The sequence below is a fragment of the Streptomyces sp. Q6 genome (assembly GCF_036967205.1).
Classification (GTDB): domain Bacteria; phylum Actinomycetota; class Actinomycetes; order Streptomycetales; family Streptomycetaceae; genus Streptomyces; species Streptomyces citrinus.
Genome location: NZ_CP146022.1, coordinates 1,295,120 through 1,313,783, shown reverse-complemented (window position 1 = coordinate 1,313,783; position 18,664 = coordinate 1,295,120). Strand labels below are relative to the sequence as shown.

The following is an 18,664-nucleotide window of genomic DNA, read 5'->3' as shown; positions in this document are numbered from 1 at the left end:
GGCCTCCCGGCGCGGGACACTGTCCCTCATGAGCACGCCCCCCAGCACCCGTACCGTCCTCCTGCGACGCGGCGAGGTCCACAGCCCCGCAGACCCCTTCGCCACCGCCATGGTCGTGGAGGCGGGACACGTCGCCTGGGTCGGTTCGGAAGGCGCGGCGGACGCGTTCGCGGACGGTGTGGACGAGGTCGTCGACCTCGACGGCGCCCTGGTCACCCCGGCGTTCACCGACGCCCACGTGCACACCACGTCGACCGGCCTCGCCCTGACCGGCCTCGACCTCACGGCCGCCCGCTCCCGCGCCGAAGCCCTCACCCTCGTACGGGAACACGCCACGGCCCGACCCGCCGACCGGGTCCTGCTCGGCCACGGCTGGGACGCCGCCCGCTGGCCCGACCGGCAGCCGCCCACCCGCGCCGAACTCGACGAGGCCACCGGCGGCCGCCCGGTCTACCTCTCCCGTATCGACGTGCACTCGGCGGCCGTCAGCACCGCCCTGCTCGACCTCGTCCCGGGCGTCACCGACCGCGCCGGATACGACCCCGAGGGCCCCTCACCCGCGACGCGCACCACGCCGTGCGCGGAGCGGCGCTCGGCGCCGTCGGACCGCAGCAGCGCGTCGAGGCCCAGCGCGCGGCCCTGCGGCACGCCGCCTCCCTCGGCATCGGCTCGCTCCACGAGTGCGGCGGCCCCGACATCTCCTCCGAGGACGACTTCACCGGACTGCTCGACCTCGCCCGCTCCGAGCCCGGCCCCCGTGTCGCCGGCTACTGGGCGGACCGCGACATCGAGCGGGCCCGCGGCCTCGGCGCGCTCGGCGCCGCGGGCGACCTCTTCGTCGACGGCGCCCTCGGCTCCCACACGGCCTGCCTCCACGCCCCCTACGCCGACGCGGGGCACACCGGCACCGCCTACCTCTCGGCGGACGACGTCGCGGCCCATGTGGTCGCCTGCACCGAGGCGGGCCTCCAGGCGGGCTTCCACGCCATCGGGGACGCCGCCGTGACCGCTGTGGTCGACGGGATGCGCGCCGCGGCCGAGAAGGTCGGCCTCGCGCGCGTGCGCGCCGCCCGGCACCGCGTCGAGCACGCCGAGATGCTCACCCCCGAAACCGTGGCCGCCTTCGCCGAGTTCGGCCTCACCGCCTCGGTGCAGCCCGCCTTCGACGCCCTGTGGGGCGGCGAGGACGGCATGTACGCCGACCGCCTCGGCGTCGAACGGGCGCGCACCCTCAACCCGTACGCGGCCCTGCTGCGCGCCGGCGTCCCGCTCGCCTTCGGCTCCGACAGCCCGGTCACCCCGCTCGACCCGTGGGGCACGATCCGCGCGGCCGCCTTCCACCGCACGCCCGAGCACCGGGTCTCCGTACGCGCCGCGTTCACCGCGCACACCCGCGGCGGCTGGCGGGCCGTCGGCCGCGACGACGCCGGCATCCTCGTCCCGGGCGCTCCCGCGGACTACGCGGTGTGGCGCACGGACGAGCTCGTCGTGCAGGCCCCGGACGACCGTGTCGCCCGCTGGTCGACCGACCCGCGCTCCGGGACTCCGGGCCTTCCCGACCTCACGCCGGGCGCCCAACTCCCGGTCTGCCTGCGGACGGTGGTCTTCGGACAGACGGTCTTCGTACGGCCGGACGAGTGATGTACCGGGGCGGCGCGCACCGGATCCCGGCGCGTCGTCGTCCCGTACGACCTGCGTGTCCTCCGCCCTGACCAGGGGCGTTCAGGAAGAGTCCCAGGTCGAACGGCTGTTGACAGCACGCGGCGGTCGGCGGGTAGGTTCGGCCGGGTCCACCACCTCCAGGTACGACCGGGGAAGTCCACGCGAGGCTCGAACGCGGCTGGGTGAGGGGGTGGTGCGCCGCACCGGCGTACCACCACTGGGAGCCAGGCCCAGCGCCCGCGCCACGGGGCGCTGGAACGTTCCGGCCGGTCGGCCAGGTGCGACCCGGGTGGGGCCCGGGCGTTCAGTAGACAACGGCTTTCGGTCGACCCGCAGCCAGCGGGCCCCAGGTCGGCCCGAAGGACGCCCGGCCCCGATCCGCAGGACCCGATCCGCCCGAGAACAGGGCGCCTGATCGGAACGAACAGACGTGCTCGCTATGGTGGTCCCCTTCTGGACGGAAGTTTTAAGGGGAAGCTGTGAGCGACGGCGGTGGGCGCAGGTTCGGCCCTCTGGGTACGGCCTTGGTGATCATCCCGACCTTCAACGAGGCCGAGAACATCAAGTCCATCGTGGGGCGTGTCCGGGCCGCCGTGCCCGAGGCGCACGTCCTGGTCGCCGACGACAACAGCCCCGACGGCACCGGCAAGCTCGCCGACGAACTGGCCGCCGCCGACGAGCGGGTCCACGTCCTGCACCGCACCGGCAAGGAAGGCCTCGGCGCCGCCTATCTCGCGGGCTTCGCCTGGGGCATGGAGCACGACTACGGCGTGCTGGTCGAGATGGACGCGGACGGTTCGCACCAGCCGGAGGAACTGCCCCGGCTGCTCACCGCGCTCAAGGGCGCCGACCTGGTGCTCGGCTCCCGCTGGGTGCCGGGCGGCCGGGTCGTGAACTGGCCCAAGTCCCGCGAGTTCCTCTCCCGCGGCGGCTCCACGTACTCGCGCCTCCTCCTGGACGTCCCGATCCGCGACGTCACCGGCGGCTTCCGCGCCTTCCGCCGGGAGACCCTGGAGAGCCTCGGACTCGGCGAGGTCGCCTCGCAGGGCTACTGCTTCCAGGTCGACCTGGCCCGCCGCGCGGTCAAGGCCGGCCACCACGTGGTCGAAGTCCCCATCACCTTCGTCGAACGCGAGCTGGGCGACTCCAAGATGAGCAAGGACATCGTCGTGGAGGCCCTGTGGCGGGTCACCACGTGGGGCGTGGGGGAGCGGGTGGGCAAGATCCTCGGCCGCGGCTCCGACGTCCGCTGAGAGCGATCTTGATCCCTCTCTTACGCCACTCGGACCCGCCCCCAGGCACACTGGGGGCATGACGACTGGCACCCCGCCCCGCAACCGGCCCTCAGGAGCCAAAGGCTCCCGTCTGCGCAGGCTTCTGCCCCTCGGCGTCGCCGCCTGGGTGATCCTGGAGATCTGGCTGCTGACGATGGTGGCGGGCGCGACCGGTGGCTTCACCGTCTTCCTGATCCTGCTGGCCGGCCTGGTGCTGGGCGGCGTCGTGATCAAGTCGGCCGGGCGCCGCGCGTTCCAGAACCTGACCGAGACGATCCAGCGCCGGCAGAACGGGGCCGTGGAGACCGGCGAGCAGCGCTCGCAGGGCAACGGCCTGCTGATGCTCGCCGGACTGCTCCTGATGATCCCCGGGCTGATCTCGGACGCTCTCGGTCTGCTGCTCCTCGTGCCGCCGCTGCGCACGGCCGTCAGCCGCTACACGGAGCGCACCATCGAGCGGAAGATGAGCGCCGTCGGCGAGGGCTCGCTGGGCAGCGCGTTCCAGCAGGCCCGGATGCGCCAGACCGGTGGCACCGTGATCCAGGGCGAGGTCGTCCGGGAGGACGAGCGTCCGGGCGGTCACCGGGACGACTCGGACCCGCGCCCGCCGATCATGCCCGCCTGACCGACCCGACGACAGGCACGCGAAAGGCCGGGGCCGGACACACGATGTGTGTCCGGCCCCGGCCGTCTCACGAACTGCGGTTGCCCCGCAGGGTCACGCGGACTTGCGGCTGTCCCTCGGGTGGACCGCGATGTTCATCGCGCCCGAGCGCAGCACCGCCAGGCGCTCCTCGAGGACCTCTTCGAGCTCCTCGCGGGTGCGCCGCTCCATCAGCATGTCCCAATGCGTACGGGCGGGCTTGGCCTTCTTCTCCTCAGGGCCGTCACCGTCGACAAGAAGTGCCTGGGCCCCGCAGACCTTGCACTCCCACTCCGACGGAATTTCGGCCTCCACCGAGAAGGGCATCTCAAAGCGATGGCCCTTCTCGCATGCGTACTCCACGGCCTGGCGCGGGGCCAGGTCGATGCCGCGGTCCGTCTCGTAGCTCGTCACTACGAGGCGTGTACCGCGAAGAGCTCGCTCACTCATGAATCGTGCCTCCCGGGCTTGTCGCCCACAGGACAGGTGTCGCTGTCGTCGTCATCCGGTCAACGTCCGGTCGGCGGTAAAGATTCCCGTTCCGGGTCATGCGTCGCCGTCGTAGCCGCCCCTTGTTGTACCCACCGGCGCCCGGTTTGTCACATCTGACACCAGATGTCACCTAGTGTTTCGTATTATCGACGTGCAGTAACGGTACGCCTGGCAGGCCAACCGCGTACACTACCGGCCTTTGCGTTCAGGTGCTAAATCCGGGCCGGTACGGGATTTCCCGCGTCGCGCACCGCCTGCCGCACAGGTACCCGCGCGAGCAGGACGAAACCCACCAGAAAGAACGCGACGAGGGACACGATCGCGTCCCGGTAGCTCCCGGTCAGCTGGTACGCCAGGCCGAACACCAGGGGCCCCAGCCAGCTCATGCCCCGGTCGCTCATCTCGTACGCGGAGAAGTACTCCGCTTCTTTGCCCGGCGGTACGAGATGCGAGAACAGCGAGCGGGACAGGGCCTGCGTGCCGCCCAGGACGAGCCCGATGCCGACGGCGAGGACGAAGAACCACACGGGCGCGTTCGCGGGCAGGAAGTAGCCCGCCCCGATCGTCACCGTCCACGCCACCAGGGAACCGAGGATCGTGCGCTGGGCGCCGTACGCGCGCGCGAGGCGGCCCATCGCGAGCGCGCCGACCACCGCCAGGACCTGGACGAGGAGCACGGCCACGATCAGCGTCGACTGTTCGAGGCCGAGTTCCTCGGAGCCGTAGACCGAGGCCTGCGAGATCACCGTCTGGACGCCGTCGTTGTAGACGAGATACGCCAGCAGGAACGAGAGGGTCAGCGGGTGGCGGCGCATGTCCCGGACGGTGGCGACCAGGTGACGCAGACCCGGCGCCGTACCACCGGGCGCGCGTGTCGAGCGCCGGTCGCGCAGACGGCGTAGCGGCACCAGGGTGAAAGCGCCCCACCACACACCTGCCGACGCGAGACAGATGCGCACGGCCGTCGCCTCCGAGACGCCGAACGTGTCGTAGTTCGCGTACAGCACCAGATTCGCCACGAGGACGAGCGCGCCCGACGCGTAGCCGAAGGCCCAGCCGCGCGACGACACCGCGTCGCGTTCCTCGGGAGGCGCGATCTGCGGCAAGTAGGAGTTGTACAGCACCATCGAGACGGCGAGAGCGGAATTCGCCACTACAAGAAGAGCGCCGCCGAGCAGGTAGCGCTCGCCCTCCAGGAAGAACATGCCGGCCGTCGCCGCCGCGCCCGTATAGGCGGAGAGGGCGAGCAGCGGCTTCTTGCGGCCCGTACGGTCGGCCGCCGCGCCCGCCAGGGGCATCACGAAGACGGACAGGATCACCGACAGGGAGACCGTGTACGCGAAGAAGGAGCCCGCGCGGACCGGGATGCCGAGCGGGTGCACGAACCCGTCCGCGTCCGCCGCCGTCTTCGCGACCGAGGTCAGATAGGGACCCAGGAAGACGGTCAGGACACTCGTCGAATAGACCGAGCACGCCCAGTCGTAGAAGTACCAGCCGCGTTGTTCGCGCCTGCGCTCGGCGAGCGCGGTCGCTCCCGTCGCCGTCCCCCGCACGGTGCCGGTGCCCACCCGTGCCCCCTCGTGATCCCCGTGGTCCCCCGCCGCGCGGGCGTCAGGCCCAGGTTTCCCGGCTCTTCAGCACTTCGCGCAGCGTCTCGATGTGATCGGAAACTATGCCATCGACCCCGAGGTCGAGAAGACGCCTCATCTCGTCCTCCTCGTTGACGGTCCAGACATGGACCTGCAACCCGCGCGCGTGAGCGGCCCGGACGAAGCGGTGGTCGACCACCCGGACCCCGGCGTGCGCGACGGGCACCTGGGCGCAGACCGCGGAGCGGCGCAGGGCGGCCGGGAGCCCGTACGACCTCAGGCGCAGCCCGAGCACGCCCTTGGTGCCGTACGAGGTGGCCAGGCGCGGGCCCGCGAGTGCCTGGGCGCGGGCGACGCGCGCCTCCGAGAAGGAGCCGACGCAGACGCGGTCCCACGCGCGCGTGCGGCGGATCAGGTCGAGGAGGGGGATGAGCGCGGGCTCGGCCTTGACGTCCACGTTCCAGCGGACGTCCGGGAAGGTCTCCAGGAGCTCCTCGAAGAGGGGGACGGGTTCGCTGCCCGCCACGCGCGCGTGGCGCACCTCGTCCCAGGGCAGGTCGGCGATCAGGCCGCTGCCGTCCGTGACGCGGTCGAGGGTCGTGTCGTGGAAGGCGACGAGCCGGCCGTCCCGCGTCGTGTGGACGTCGGTCTCGATGTACCGGTAGCCGAGGTCCACCGCGCGGCGGAACGCGAGGGCGGTGTTCTCCAGGCTGTCCGCCGCCCCGCCCCGGTGGGCGAGGGCGAGCGGACCCGGATGGTCGAGGTAGGGGTGGCGTACGCGCGCGGTCACGGTCGCAGTATCGCCTGCCCCGGTGACGCCTCGGTGGCCGCGGTCGGACCGGCGGGCGGCTCGGCGGCGGCGAAGACACGCAGGAAGTACTGGGCCAGCGGGCCGATCGCCACGGCGTAGACCACCGTGCCCACGCCGATGGTCCCGCCCAGCGCGAAGCCGACGACGCAGACCGTGACCTCGATGACGGTCCGCACCAGGCGGATCGAGCGGCCCGTACGCCGGTGCAGACCGGTCATCAGGCCGTCGCGCGGACCCGGGCCGTAGTTGGCCGCGATGTACAGACCGGTCGCCACACCGTTGAGCACGACGCCGGTCAGCAGCATCGGGACGCGCAGGCCGTACGCGTCGGGCATCGGCACCAGCGCGATCGTCGCGTCCATCGAGAGGCCCACCAGGAAGACGTTGGAGACCGTGCCGAGCCCGGGGCGCTGCCGCAGCGGGATCCAGAGCAGCAGCACGACGGCGCCGATGATGATGGAGACGACGCCGATCGAGATGCCCGACAGTTCGGCGAGGCCCTGGTGCAGCACGCCCCACGGCTCCAGCCCGAGTCCCGCCTGGACGAGCAGGGCGTCGCTTGCCCCGTAGAGGATCAGGCCGACGAAGAGCTGGACGAGCCGACGCAGGGACGGGCCGCCGACGGAGGTGGGTGAGGTGGACGACGGCGCGGACAAGTGGTGCCCCCTGTGGTGGTAGTGGCCTGACTCGTGACACTCTGTGGCTCGTATGGGCAGGCCAACCATGGCCAATTCGGGAAAGGTGGACTGGATCTCATGGCTCAGTGGACTTCGGCGATCGGCTCGGCCCAGCTCGCCCGGCTGCTCACCTCGCAGCAGTCGCGCCCCGCGGGCCCCGGCACCCGCCGCCCGCCCGCCTACCGAGCGCTCGCCGACGGCATCCGGCTGCTCGTCCTGGAAGGCCGCGTCCCCGTCGCCACCCGGCTGCCCGCCGAGCGGGAGCTCGCCCTGTCCATGTCGGTGAGCCGCACCACGGTCGCCGCCGCCTACGAGGCGCTGCGCGGCGAGGGGTTCCTGGAGTCCCGCAGGGGAGCGGGCAGTTGGACCGCGGTCCCGGCCGGCAATCCGCTGCCCGCGCGCGGCCTCGAACCGCTGCCGCCCGAGGCCCTCGGCTCGATGATCGACCTCGGCACCGCGGCACTCCCCGCGCCCGAACCGTGGCTGACCCGGGCCGTCCAGGGCGCCCTCGAAGAGCTTCCCCCGTACGCCCACACCCACGGCGACTACCCGGCCGGTCTGCCCGCGCTGCGCACGATGATCGCCGAGCGGTACACCGCCCACGGCATCCCGACCATGCCCGAGCAGATCATGGTCACCACCGGCGCGATGGGCGCCATGGACGCGATCTGCCACCTCTTCGCCGGGCGCGGCGAGCGGGTGGCCGTCGAGTCGCCCTCGTACGCCAACATCCTCCAGCTCATGCGCGAGGCCGGGCTGCGGCTCGTCCCCGTCGCGATGGCCGACGGTCTGACCGGCTGGGACCTCGACCGTTGGCGGCAGGTCCTGCGGGACGCCGCGCCCCGGCTCGCCTACGTGGTCGCCGACTTCCACAACCCGACCGGGGCCCTCGCCGACGAGGAACAGCGCCGCTCGCTGGTCGACGCCGCGCGTTCGGCCGGCACGGTGCTCGTGGTCGACGAGACGATGACCGAGCTGTACTTCGACGCGGACCGGGTGATGCCGCGCCGCGTCTGCGCGTTCGACCCCGCCGGATCCACGGTCATCACGGTCGGCTCGGCCAGCAAGGCGTTCTGGGCGGGGATGCGCATCGGGTGGGTGCGGGCGGCGCCGGACGTCATCCGCAGCCTGGTCGCCGCGCGCGCCTACGCCGACCTGGGCACCCCGGTCGTCGAGCAGTTGGCCGTGAACTGGCTGATGAACACCGGGGGCTGGGAGAACGCCGTGCAACTGCGCCGTGAACAGGCGCTGGAGAACCGGGACGCGCTGGTCGCGGCCGTGCGCCGGGAGCTGCCGGGGTGGGAGTTCGACGTCCCGGACGGCGGCCTGACGCTGTGGGTCAAGGCCGGCGGTCTGTCCGGGTCCCGGCTCGCCGAGGTGGGCGAGCGGGTCGGCGTACGGGTCCCCTCGGGACCGCGCTTCGGCGTCGACGGAGCGTTCGAGGGCTATGTGCGGCTGCCGTTCACCGTGGGCGGCGCGGTCGCCGACGAAGCGGCGGTTCGGCTCGCCGCGGCGGCGCGGCTCGTGACGGAGGGCCAGGGTGCGGGCGGGGACGTGCCGCGCACCCTGATCGCCTGATCGCTCCTACCGGTCGGCGAGCGCCTCGGCCTCGTCCGGCGCCGCCTCGACCGCGGTGCCGGAGTCGGCCGGTGCGACGCGCTGCGGCAGCAGGGCGAGCACCGCCTGCCGGTGGGTCTCGCTCGTCGCGTCGTCGTACGGGTCCGGGGTCGCCGGCACCTGGAGGCGGTGGACCGGGCCCGAGCCGAGGCGCGCGTAGCCGCGGCCGGCCGGGACGTCGGCGGTGGGGGTCGTCGGAGGGAGGGTGCCCAGGACGTCGTCGAGCTCGTCCAGGGTGGCCGGACCGAGCACCACGCGCGCGCGGGTGTGCTGGCGGACCGGCTCGATCACCGCGTCGAGGCTGTCGAACTGATCGGCGACGACGACCGTCACGCCCGCCGCCCTGCCGTGCCGCAGCGGAACCTGGAGCAGGGTCTGCGGGTCCGTACGGCCGTCCGCCGCCGCGAGGTGTCCCAGGGCGCTCGGCCGGTCCAGCAGGATCCACAGGGGGCGTTTGATGTCGTCCGGCACCGGATGCCCGGCCTGCCGCGCCCGGTTCGCGGCGATCAGCCGCCGCTCCGTCTCGTGGGCGGCCCATTCGAGGCTGGCCAGCGCTCCCGCGAGCCCGCACTCCACGGCGAGGACTCCGTCCCGCCCGGCCAGGCACGCGTAGTCGCCGGTTCCGCTGCCCTCGATGACGAGGATGTCCCCGTGCTGGAGCGCCTGGAGGGCGATCGAGCGCATCAGGGACGTGGTGCCGCTGCCGGGCTGGCCGACGATCAGCAGGTGCGGCTCGGTGGAGCGGACGCCGGTGCGCCACACGACCGGCGGCGCGTCCCGCTGTTCGTCCCCCTCCAGGACCGGCAGCGTGCGCTGCACACCGGTCTCGTCGGTGAAGCCGAGCACGGTCTCGCCGGGAGCGGTCACGAAGCGCTGCGCGGCGATGTCGGTGGGAAGCGGGGCGAGCACCGACACCGTCAGGTGGTTGCCCTCCTCGTCCCACTGGAAGTGGTACTCGCGGCCCCGGCCCAGCTTGGCGTGGAGCAGCTGTTCGATGCGGGCCCTGGACTCGGGCTCACCGTCGGTGAAGTACGCGGGGTAGCGGATCGACAGGCGGTCGAAGCGGCCGTCACCGTCGAAGTCGTAGGTCTCGAAGGCCTTCTCCCACTCGCCGCCGTGGGCGTAGAGCGGGCTCGGGTCCTCCGCGACGGAGAAGTACGGGACGAGCGCCTCGTACAGCGAGGACAGTCGCTGTACCTGCGACTCGTCCGGTCCGGTGGGGGCCGGCACCTTGGGGTCCCGGCCCTTCCATCCGGCCGCCGCCATCAGGGTGATGAGCGCCAGCAGCGGCCCGTACGGAATGAACACCACGACCAGGACGACGGCGGCCACCAGGAACAGCAGTGGTCCGCGCCGGTCCTTGGGAGTGTCCGACCACTTGCGCCGCCCGGCGGCAGCCAGCCGGCGCAGTCCTCGGGTGATCGTGATGAGCGGATGGAGAACGTCGGTGGCACCGTCGGCGGCCGTCCGTGCCATTTCCCGGCTCCGGGCGATCGAGGCGCTGCCATTGCTCAGAATGCGGGGGAGAGGGCGCCTGGCCACTTCATTCTCCTGAAGGTGTGTGCGGGTGGATGGGCCGTCAGAACTTGATCCCGCCGAGCAGGCTGGCGAGACTCGCGCCGCCTGCCTTGATGCTCGGGGCGATGGCCGTGCCCGCCAAGTAGAAGCCGAAGAGGGCGCAGACCAGTGCGTGCGAAGCCTTCAGGCCGTCCTTGCGGAAGAACAGGAAGACGATGATGCCGAGCAGCACGACGCCCGAGATGGACAGGATCATGAGGGTTCTCCTGGTTGATGGGGACAGTCACCATGAGTTCTTCCAGGCTCACAGCATGTATCTATACGACAAAAGGTGCAAATGGGTGGAATTTTGTTGATTTCACCCGGTCGGCAGACAGTTGGTGAGCCACCCGGGCGTGCTACCGGACGGTCGTGGGCACTGTTGGTGATCTTTGCCTCGGCGGGGTCGGCTCATGTGCCCCGGCGGGCAGTACTCTGTCGATTCACTCGTACGGCCGCAGGGCCGTACCGGCACGGACGCGAAAGGCGGTTCAGCAGATGAGCGAAGCCCCCGACCCGGAGGTCGTGGAGCTGGCCACCAAGATCTTCGACCTCGCGCGCAAGGGCGAGGCGGAGGCGCTCGCGGCGTACGTGGACGCGGGTGTGCCCGCGAACCTCACGAACGACCGGGGAGACACGCTCGTCATGCTCGCCGCCTACCACGGGCACACCGACGCGGTCCGCGCCCTGGTGGCGCGCGACGCCGATGTGAACCGTCCGAACGACAAGGGGCAGACCCCGCTCGCGGGCGCCGTGTTCAAGGGCGAGGAGGCCGTGATCCGGGCGCTGCTCGACGGGGGCGCCGATCCGGCCGCGGGGACGCCCTCGGCGGTCGACACGGCTCGGATGTTCGGCAAGACGGAGCTGGTGGAACTCTTCGGGGGTTCCTGAGCCAACAGCTCTGACCAGGCAAAACGGGGGTACAGGAAATGTGGTCGCGGCGGGCTGAACCGCTGGGTCATGATGACGGCGTGATTTACGGACGCGACGGCGGGGCAGGTGGTGCCCACGTGCCGCGCGGGCCGTAAGCGGCCCGGAATCGGGCCTTGGACGAGAGGCAGAGAGATGGTCTACAGCAAGCAAGAGACGGCGGGCGCTCCGACGTGTTGTCGCGTGGCCAGGTAGTTGCAGGTTCCCGGTTGCGTCGACGCTTGATGTGAGGCTGTTTCCCATGTTCGAACCGGTCATAGCGCCCAGCGGTACGCTGCTCGGCCTGTTGCAGCGAGGCCGCGGTGACGGCACGCTGCACGCCCTGACGGCGCCGCGGGACGAGGCTCTCGCGGCTCTGAACCACTGTGTGCTGAGCGACCCCCGCCACGACTGGCAGGTGGAGAACCGCTCGCTGTACTACGCCCGCCTCTACCTCGATCTCCACGGAGAGCTCGGGGAGATCGAGCGGCACCTCTTCGATCCCGAGGATCTCCTCGACACGGACGAGTCCCGAACCGGGCTCGCGCTGTCCGTCCTCGGCCACCTCGCCTCTTACGGCAGGCGTGACGCCCTCGAACTGCTGCGCAGGTACGCGGCGTTCGGCGGCAGCTGGGCCTGGGCCCTCGACGAGCTGGCCCTGCGCGACGACGACGCGGGCCTGCGCGCCCTGGCCGAGCCGGTCCTCGCCCGCTTCCCCGCGGACGCCGAGGCCGAGCTCGTGGCCGCCGTTCGCGACGCCTACGAGCCGCGGCCCTGGCGGCTGTGGGCCGAGGACTCACGCCCCCACGTGGGCGCCCGCGTGCGTGCCGCCCAGGAAGCCGGCTCATTCGACCGCTGGCAGCGGCAGATGCGCCCGTCGGGGCCACGCCCCGAGTGGAGCGTCCAGGCCGTCTTCGCGTGGGCCCAGGAAGGCTTCGAGCGCGGCGCCGTGCTGTACGTGCCCGCCGCGCGCTGCCTCTCGGCCGTCGCCGGACCCGAGGACCGACCCGAGATCCTGCGGGCCGCGCAGGACGGCACCGACGGGGCGCGCTGCACCGCGCTGCGCTACCTCGCCGACTCCCACGATCCCGCCGTACTGGATCTCATCGAGGCCGCCGTGGAGAGCTCCTCCCGCGCGGTCGTCGACGCCGCGCTCGACGCCTTCGAGCGGATGCGCAGCGTCGCCACCGTCGAGCGCGCCCGCCGCTGGGCCCCCGCCCCGACGCGCTCGGCGCCGCCGCCGGACGGATGCTCGCCTGCCGCGGCGGTGCCCGGGACAGCGACCTCGTGCTGCACGCCCTGCGCGAGGCACTGCGCGGCGACGGACCCGACGCCCCGACCCTCTGGCCGCTCGTCGACGGGGCAGGACGGCTCGGCATCGCCTGCGCCGCCCCCGTCCTGCGGCACATCTACCGCGAGACCGCGTCGTCCCATCTGCGCGGGCACGCCGCCCGCGCCCTCGCCGCCACCGACCCCTCCTTCGCCGCCGGATTCGCCGTCGAGTGCCTGTGGGACTGCGAGGAATCCACTCGCGAGATCGCCGCCCGGCACGCCGAGACCGGTGACGCCCGCGTCGTCGAGCAGCTGCGCCGCCTCGCCGCCGACCCGGCCGAGGAGGACGACGTGCAGACCGCCGTGCGCAGCCGCATCGGACCCGACGCCACGGCCCTGTGAACCGCTGATGTGACGGTTCGATGTACGGGAGGCGGCCCGTGGCACGGGGCCCGCCTCCCGTTGTTCGCCCTGGATGCCGCCCGTTTCCCGGGTCGGTCCGACGCTCATGGGACGTTCCCTGCGAGGAAAGATCCATGTTGACGTGGGCACGTCCGGAGCGGCGACAACACCGGTATGCGTGTCGTCATCGTGACCGAGTCCTTCCCGCCCGACATCAACGGGGTGGCGCACTGCGCCCTCCAGACCGCGCGGCACCTCGCCGCCCGCGGTCACGACCCCCTCGTCGTCGCCCCGGACACCACCGCCGCGCCCGAGGCGGACGCCGCCGCCCCGTGCCCCGTCGTCCGTGTGCCGTCCCTGCCGCTGCCCGGCTACCCCCAGGTCCGGGTCGCGCTGCCCAGCCGCCGTGTCACCCAGGCCGTGGCCGCGCACCGGGCCGACATCGTCCATCTGGCCGGCCCGTTCGTGCTCGGCGTGCGCGGTATGAACGCCGCCGCGCGGTGCGGCGTCCCCGCCGTCGCCGTCTACCAGACCGACCTCGCGGGTTACGCCCGTACGTACATGGGGGCGGGCGAGGCCGCGGCCTGGCGGCGGATCCGCGGGGTGCACACCGCCGCCGACCGCACCCTCGCGCCGTCCACCGCCGCGCGGCGCGACCTGGAGGCCCACGGAGTGCCCGGGTGCGGCTGTGGCCGCGGGGCGTGGACGCCGTACGGTTCCGGCCCGAGCGGCGCGACGACCGGCTGCGCGCCGAGCTGGCGCCCCGCAAGGAGCTGCTCGTCGGATACGTGGGGCGGCTCGCGCCCGAGAAACGGGTGGACCTGCTGGCGCGGACCTGCGGCCTCGACGGGGTGCGGGTCGTGATCGTCGGGGACGGGCCCAGCGCGACCTCGCTGCGGGCCGCACTGCCCGGAGCGGTGTTCCTCGGGCGGCGCACCGGCGACGAACTCGCCCGGATCTTCGCCTCGTTGGACGTGTTCGCGCACACCGGGCCGTACGAGACGTTCTGCCAGACCGTCCAGGAGGCCATGGCGAGCGGCGTGCCGGTGATCGCACCGGCCGCCGGCGGTCCGCTCGACCTCGTGGACCACGGCAGGACCGGGCTGCTCGTGCCGCCGAACGACGGCGACGCGGTGCGGGACGCCGTACGGGCGCTCGCCGCTGACCCGGGGCTGCGGGCCGCCTACGGGGCCGCAGGGCGCGCCGCCGTCGCCGGCCGGACCTGGGAGGCCGTGGGCGACCTCCTCGTCGAGCACTACACCGAGGTGCTCGACGCACGCCGGACGGCGGTCGCGGCATGAGCGGGGCGCTGCGGATCGTACGGCTCGCGAACTTCGTCGCACCCGCGTCCGGAGGACTGCGCACCGCACTGCGGGAGTTGGGGACCGGATACCGCGCGGCCGGGCACGAACCCGTGCTGATCGTGCCCGGGGAGCGCTTCAGCGACCGGAACGGCGCCCAGGGGCGCCTCATCACCCTGCCGGGGCCGTCCATGCCCGCCACCGGCGGCTACCGGGTCCTGACCGAACGCCGGCGCGTGGCACGGCTGCTGGAGGAGCTGCGCCCCGACCGCCTGGAGGTCTCGGACCGGACCACCCTGCGCTGGACCGGCGCATGGGCGCGGCGCGCCCGGGTGCCCGCCGTGATGGTGTCCCACGAGACCGCACACGGCGTCCTGCGCACCTGGGGAGTGCCTGAGCGGGCCGCACGCCGGGCCGCCGACGAGCTCAACTCCCGTACGGCGCACGCCTACGCGCGCGTGGTGTGCACCACGGAATGGGCCGAGCGCGAGTTCGTACGGATCGGAGCGCGCAATGTCGTCCGGGCGCCCCTCGGCGTCGATCTCGTGCGATGCCGGCCCGAGGCGTCGGACGCGCGAGTGCGGGCGCGGCACGCGCGCGTGGGCGAGGTGCTGCTCGTCATGTGTACGCGGCTCTCCGTGGAGAAGCGGCCGGGGACGGGGCTGGACGCGGTGGCGGAGCTGCGGCGTCGCGGCGTGCCCGCGCGGCTCGTCGTCGCGGGCGACGGACCGCTGCGCACCCGGCTCGAACAGCGCGCCCGGTCACGGGGTTGCCGGTCTCCTTCCTCGGGCACATCGCCGACCGCGGCGCACTCGCGGCGCTCCAGGCCTCGGCCGACGTGTGCCTGTCACCCGGACCCGCCGAGACGTTCGGCCTCGCGGCCCTGGAGGCGCTGGCCTGCGGCACCCCGGTCGTCGTCAGTGCCTCCTCCGCGCTGCCCGAGGTGATCGGCACGGCCGGAGCCGTGGCGAGCGACAACGGCGCCGCGTTCGCCGACGCGGTGCGCGATGTGCTCGCACGGCCCGAGGGGCGACGCAGGCGGGCCGCACGCGCGCGTGCCGAGTGCTTCGGGTGGGACGCGGCCGTGGCGGCCTTTCTCGCCGCTCACGACGCGCCCGTACCGGCGCGGGAGCGGGGTGCGGCATGAAGGCGGTCCGGTTCGCCGCGCTCGGCGACTCCCTCGCCGAAGGCGTCGGAGACCCCGTCGCCGGTCGGGACGGCGGCGGATGGCGGGGCTGGGCGGCACTCCTCGCCGAAGGGCTCGCGCCCGCCGAAGTGCCCGTGGAGTTCCGGAACTTCGCGGTCAGCGGCGCGCAGACCTCCGACGTGGTCGGACGGCAGCTGTCGGCGGCCCTGAACTTCGCCCCGGACATCGTGTCCGTCGTCGTCGGCGTCAACGACACCCTGCGCCGCACCTTCGACATCCAGGCCGTGGCCGCACAACTCGACACCGTCTACGGCGCGTTCGCCGCGCGCGGCGCGACCGTGCTCACCGCGTGCCTGCCCGACCCGGGCGCCATGCTGGGCCTGCCGGGTGCCCTGGCGCGCCCTCTCGCGCGGCGGCAGCACGCGGTCAACTCCGTGGTCCACGCCCTGTCCGAACGACACGGAGCCGTCCATCTGCACGCCTGCGACGGCGCGTGGGTGGCCGACCGGACGATGTGGAGCGCGGACCGGCTGCACCCCGGGGAGCGGGGGCACCGCCACTTCGCCGCCCGCTTCCACGCGGTCCTCGCCGCCACCGGGGCGGACCTCGGTCAGGCCCCCGACACCGAGCCGGACCGGCCTCCGCCGACCCGGGCGTCCGGCTTCTGGTGGCTGGCCACCGCAGGCACCGGCTGGGTGGCGCGGCGGTGCACCGACCTGCTGCCGCAGCTCATGGCCCTGGCCGCGGACGAGGTCCGGCACGAGCTGCGCGGCACCAGCGCGCGCCTCGACCTGCGGGCGTCGGCCGGGGTGGCCAGGGCCCTGATGCCGAGCCGTGCCGAAGCGGGCACATGAGCGAGGACGTAGACGAGGAGACAGCCGCGGGCGTGGACGCGGAAAAGTGGACGCCGAATGGAAAAAGGGCGTGGGCAAGGACGTGGGCGTGACTCGTCATCGTTGAACGATCCCTCCATACTCATGTTGTCTCGTTCTTTTATCTGCGCTTGAATTCGTCCGTGGCCACGGACGAACTGCACGCACTCGCGGACGACCGCGAGCTGCTGGGACGCACCAGCACCGCCGAGCGCGTCGCGGACATCCTCAGGAACCGGATCGCGGAAGGCTTCTTCCCGTCCGGCACCCGCCTGTCGGAGGACAGCATCTGCGGCGCCCTCGGCGTCTCCCGCAACACCCTGCGCGAGGCGTTCCGGCTGCTCACGCACGAGCGGCTGCTCGAACACCGGCTCAACCGGGGCGTCTTCGTCCGCGTCCTGAGCGTCGCGGACGTACGGGACATCTACCGGACCCGGCGCATGGTCGAGTGCGCGGTCGTCCGCTCGCTCGGAGATCCGCCGTACGCCCTCGACGGCCTCGCCGCCGCCGTCGCCGAGGGGCGGCGCGCGGCCAGGGCCCGGGAGTGGCAGGGCGTCTCCACCGCCAACATCCACTTCCACCGCGAGCTCGTCGCCCTCGCCGGCAGCGAGCGCACCGACGAGCTGATGCGCGGGGTCCTGGCCGAACTGCGGCTCGCCTTCCACGTCGTGGACGACCCGCGCCGACTCCACGAGCCCTACCTCGCCCGCAACGCCCGGATCGTGGAGACGCTCGGCAAGGGCCTGCGCGACGAGGCCGAGACACTCCTCGCCGCCTATCTCGACGACTCCCGCGACGGGCTCGTCGAGGCGTACGGGCAGCGGGTCCCGAAGAGCGCGTAGCGGCCCGCGGGGCCAGGGGCATCTGCGTCGTTTCGACCGTTGTCAGACCCAGCGCCTAGTCTGTGCTCCGTGACTTCGCCTGCCACCACGGAATCCGTTCCGCCCCAGCTCAGCGCGGGGCCGCGCCCCGCACCGGGCCCGGCCGCCGACGAAGGGCTCGCGCGGCGCCTCCGCGCGCTCGCCTGCACCGCGCCGCTGCACGATCTGGACGTCCGCAAGGCGAACCTCGCGGGGGAGTACTCGACGTACGGCATGGCCGAGGTGGCGCTCTCCGCGATCGACCTCGTCACGCTGAACATGGACTTCGACACGGGCGCCGACCACGAGCAGATAGTGGCTCGCCTGGTGCCGCGCATCGCCGCGCAGGCCCCGCAGCGGCCGGCCTCCGAGCACGAGCGCGTCGCCCGCTGGGTCCTGGAGAACCTGATCAACGTCGGCAGTGTGGACCGCGGCTTCCGTGCCGTGTACGGCACCTTCGCGACCGACGGCTCGTACGTGCGCCGTGACTACGACTTCAAGCTGATCGAGGAAGTCCCCGGCTACGGGGGCAGCGTCTACCTCCGGACCACCGACGAGGCGGTCAACGTCCTGGTGGGCGCTCTCGACACGGACGTCACCAGCGCGCAGATCGCCGCCGAGGTGAAGCTGGAGGTGCTGATCAGCCGCGGCCGCCTCGCGGACGCGCAGCTCGCCGCCGAGCAGGCCAGGTACCGGACCGTGCAGTACTCGGAGACGCTGCGCAAGGCGCTGGACGCGACGCGGCGCAATGTGCGCGCCGTCGACTGGCTGCGGGCCGTGCCCGACATGATCGCCGAGGCCCTCGACCACGTGGCCGACCGCTACCGCCACGAGAACGCGATCCTGACGAACATCCGCAAGGCGCGGGACGAGTCCGAGGACCCCGAGCAGAAGCGGCGCGCGGCCGAGCTCGTCGACATCGTGAAGGACTGCATCCGCCGCCACACGCAGTTGCAGTCGCGCCTGCTCGAAGCCGGGCCGCTGTTCCGCGCCGAGCAGGACCGGCAGGCGTTCGCGACGCCCTCCGCGCGCGCGGGCCTCGACCTGTACGGCCAGCTCGTGGCGCCGCTGCTGCCGCTGCCCCTGGAGAGCGCGGTCCGGGTGACCGACGCGTTCTTCGCGCGCGGCACCGGACTGCGCACCCCCGTCTCCGTCCGCGTCACGGACCTGGTCGACATACTGCTGACGCCGCCGCAGGAGCGGGAGAACCTGGGCGCCGAGATGCCCGAGCCCGACCTGATCGCGACCCCGGACGACAGCCGGTTCAGCGAGGAGCAGCTCGCGAGCGCCATGGAACTGCTCGACCTGCCCGCGGACGCGCCGCGCCGACTGTCCGGGCTGCTGGCCGACGCCCGCGCGCGCGACGCCGAACTGCCGTACCTGGTCGCCCTGCTGGCGGTCCACGCGGCGAGCCCGGCCGTCGGCACCGCGTACCGCCAGGGCGAGGAGAAACTGCTGTTCGCCGTGGACGACGGCACCGAGCTCGACGACCCGGAGTTCGGCGGCGCCGACCTCATCGTGGGCACCGCGCTGCTCGACGCGGCCGGGATGGCCGCGGACCGGACGGAGGCCGCGTGAC

Annotated in this window: 13 protein-coding genes and 4 pseudogenes; 11 read left to right on the top strand and 6 right to left on the bottom strand. The window is 72.9% G+C overall.

Annotated features, from left to right (window positions below; all coding sequences use genetic code 11):
• The first annotated feature begins 28 nt into the window (after nucleotides 1–28).
• From V2W30_RS06225 to fxsA, 3 genes and pseudogenes are all read left to right on the top strand, one after another.
• Nucleotides 29–1,641 (top strand): annotated as a pseudogene (locus V2W30_RS06225) (amidohydrolase).
• A 500-nt stretch (nucleotides 1,642–2,141) separates the two neighbouring features.
• Entirely contained in the window at nucleotides 2,142–2,915 is a 774-nt protein-coding gene (locus V2W30_RS06220) for a polyprenol monophosphomannose synthase (protein ID WP_338694302.1), read from the top strand.
• Nucleotides 2,916–2,973: 58 nt separating this feature from the next.
• The gene (gene fxsA / locus V2W30_RS06215) at nucleotides 2,974–3,561 is read left to right on the top strand and encodes an FxsA family membrane protein (RefSeq protein ID WP_338694300.1); all 588 of its coding nucleotides are present in this window, start codon (nucleotides 2,974–2,976) and stop codon (nucleotides 3,559–3,561) included.
• A gap of 93 nt (nucleotides 3,562–3,654) precedes the next feature.
• Here fxsA and V2W30_RS06210 read toward each other — a convergent pair whose 3' ends face one another.
• From V2W30_RS06210 to V2W30_RS06195, 4 genes are all read right to left on the bottom strand, one after another.
• Nucleotides 3,655–4,029 carry an RNA polymerase-binding protein RbpA gene (locus V2W30_RS06210; protein WP_164314920.1) on the bottom strand — a complete coding sequence of 125 codons (375 nt, stop codon included), beginning with the start codon at nucleotides 4,027–4,029 and terminating at the stop codon, nucleotides 3,655–3,657.
• A gap of 254 nt (nucleotides 4,030–4,283) precedes the next feature.
• A complete protein-coding gene (locus tag V2W30_RS06205; RefSeq protein WP_338694293.1) occupies nucleotides 4,284–5,639 on the bottom strand; it encodes an MFS transporter in 1,356 nt (451 codons plus the stop codon).
• Nucleotides 5,640–5,682: 43 nt separating this feature from the next.
• Nucleotides 5,683–6,450 carry a glycerophosphodiester phosphodiesterase gene (locus tag V2W30_RS06200; protein ID WP_338694292.1) on the bottom strand — a complete coding sequence of 256 codons (768 nt, stop codon included), beginning with the start codon at nucleotides 6,448–6,450 and terminating at the stop codon, nucleotides 5,683–5,685.
• Entirely contained in the window at nucleotides 6,447–7,127 is a 681-nt protein-coding gene (locus V2W30_RS06195; RefSeq protein WP_338694290.1) for a hypothetical protein, read from the bottom strand. Before V2W30_RS06195 ends, V2W30_RS06200 begins: the two co-directional genes overlap by 4 nt.
• Before the next feature lie 99 nt (nucleotides 7,128–7,226).
• On the opposite strand from V2W30_RS06195, the gene V2W30_RS06190 reads away from it, so the two are divergent.
• Nucleotides 7,227–8,726: a PLP-dependent aminotransferase family protein gene (locus V2W30_RS06190; RefSeq protein WP_338694288.1), complete on the top strand. Its 1,500-nt coding sequence runs from the start codon at nucleotides 7,227–7,229 to the stop codon at nucleotides 8,724–8,726.
• A 6-nt stretch (nucleotides 8,727–8,732) separates the two neighbouring features.
• Here the strand turns inward: V2W30_RS06190 and V2W30_RS06185 are convergent, their stop codons facing one another.
• Together V2W30_RS06185 and V2W30_RS06180 are read right to left on the bottom strand one after the other, a co-directional pair.
• Nucleotides 8,733–10,307: a hypothetical protein gene (locus V2W30_RS06185; RefSeq protein ID WP_338694287.1), complete on the bottom strand. Its 1,575-nt coding sequence runs from the start codon at nucleotides 10,305–10,307 to the stop codon at nucleotides 8,733–8,735.
• Between the two features lie 37 nt (nucleotides 10,308–10,344).
• Nucleotides 10,345–10,539 (bottom strand): hypothetical protein, encoded by a 195-nt coding sequence (locus V2W30_RS06180; protein WP_018534760.1) that lies wholly within the window; start codon nucleotides 10,537–10,539, stop codon nucleotides 10,345–10,347.
• A gap of 281 nt (nucleotides 10,540–10,820) precedes the next feature.
• Here V2W30_RS06180 and V2W30_RS06175 point away from each other — a divergent pair, with 281 nt between their 5' ends.
• The 7 genes and pseudogenes from V2W30_RS06175 (at nucleotide 10,821) to V2W30_RS06145 (ending at nucleotide 18,663) form a co-directional block, all read left to right on the top strand.
• Nucleotides 10,821–11,213, top strand: coding sequence for an ankyrin repeat domain-containing protein (locus V2W30_RS06175; protein WP_338694282.1), 393 nt, complete (start codon nucleotides 10,821–10,823; stop codon nucleotides 11,211–11,213).
• A 280-nt stretch (nucleotides 11,214–11,493) separates the two neighbouring features.
• A pseudogene (locus tag V2W30_RS06170) lies at nucleotides 11,494–12,905 on the top strand (HEAT repeat domain-containing protein).
• A 174-nt stretch (nucleotides 12,906–13,079) separates the two neighbouring features.
• Nucleotides 13,080–14,206: pseudogene (locus V2W30_RS06165) on the top strand (glycosyltransferase family 4 protein).
• A pseudogene (locus V2W30_RS06160) lies at nucleotides 14,203–15,353 on the top strand (glycosyltransferase). Before V2W30_RS06165 ends, V2W30_RS06160 begins: the two co-directional pseudogenes overlap by 4 nt.
• The gene (locus tag V2W30_RS06155) at nucleotides 15,350–16,207 is read left to right on the top strand and encodes an SGNH/GDSL hydrolase family protein (RefSeq protein WP_338694280.1); all 858 of its coding nucleotides are present in this window, start codon (nucleotides 15,350–15,352) and stop codon (nucleotides 16,205–16,207) included. Before V2W30_RS06160 ends, V2W30_RS06155 begins: the two are co-directional and overlap by 4 nt.
• Before the next feature lie 161 nt (nucleotides 16,208–16,368).
• Nucleotides 16,369–17,067 (top strand): GntR family transcriptional regulator, encoded by a 699-nt coding sequence (locus tag V2W30_RS06150; protein WP_338694278.1) that lies wholly within the window; start codon nucleotides 16,369–16,371, stop codon nucleotides 17,065–17,067.
• 69 nt (nucleotides 17,068–17,136) lie between these two features.
• Nucleotides 17,137–18,663, top strand: a complete 1,527-nt coding sequence (locus tag V2W30_RS06145) for a hypothetical protein (RefSeq protein ID WP_338694277.1) — start codon at nucleotides 17,137–17,139, stop codon at nucleotides 18,661–18,663.
• The last annotated feature ends 1 nt before the right edge of the window (nucleotide 18,664 follow it).

What these genes read in the sequence shown, in the direction of transcription:
- V2W30_RS06155 (WP_338694280.1), top strand. Translation starts at nt 15,350, where the DNA reads ATGAAGGCGGTCCGGTTCGCCGCGCTCGGCGACTCCCTCGCCGAAGGC.
- V2W30_RS06190 (WP_338694288.1), top strand. Translation starts at nt 7,227, where the DNA reads ATGGCTCAGTGGACTTCGGCGATCGGCTCGGCCCAGCTCGCCCGGCTG.
- V2W30_RS06175 (WP_338694282.1), top strand. Translation starts at nt 10,821, where the DNA reads ATGAGCGAAGCCCCCGACCCGGAGGTCGTGGAGCTGGCCACCAAGATC.
- V2W30_RS06210 (WP_164314920.1), bottom strand. Translation starts at nt 4,029, where the DNA reads ATGAGTGAGCGAGCTCTTCGCGGTACACGCCTCGTAGTGACGAGCTAC.
- fxsA (WP_338694300.1), top strand. Translation starts at nt 2,974, where the DNA reads ATGACGACTGGCACCCCGCCCCGCAACCGGCCCTCAGGAGCCAAAGGC.
- V2W30_RS06180 (WP_018534760.1), bottom strand. Translation starts at nt 10,539, where the DNA reads ATGATCCTGTCCATCTCGGGCGTCGTGCTGCTCGGCATCATCGTCTTC.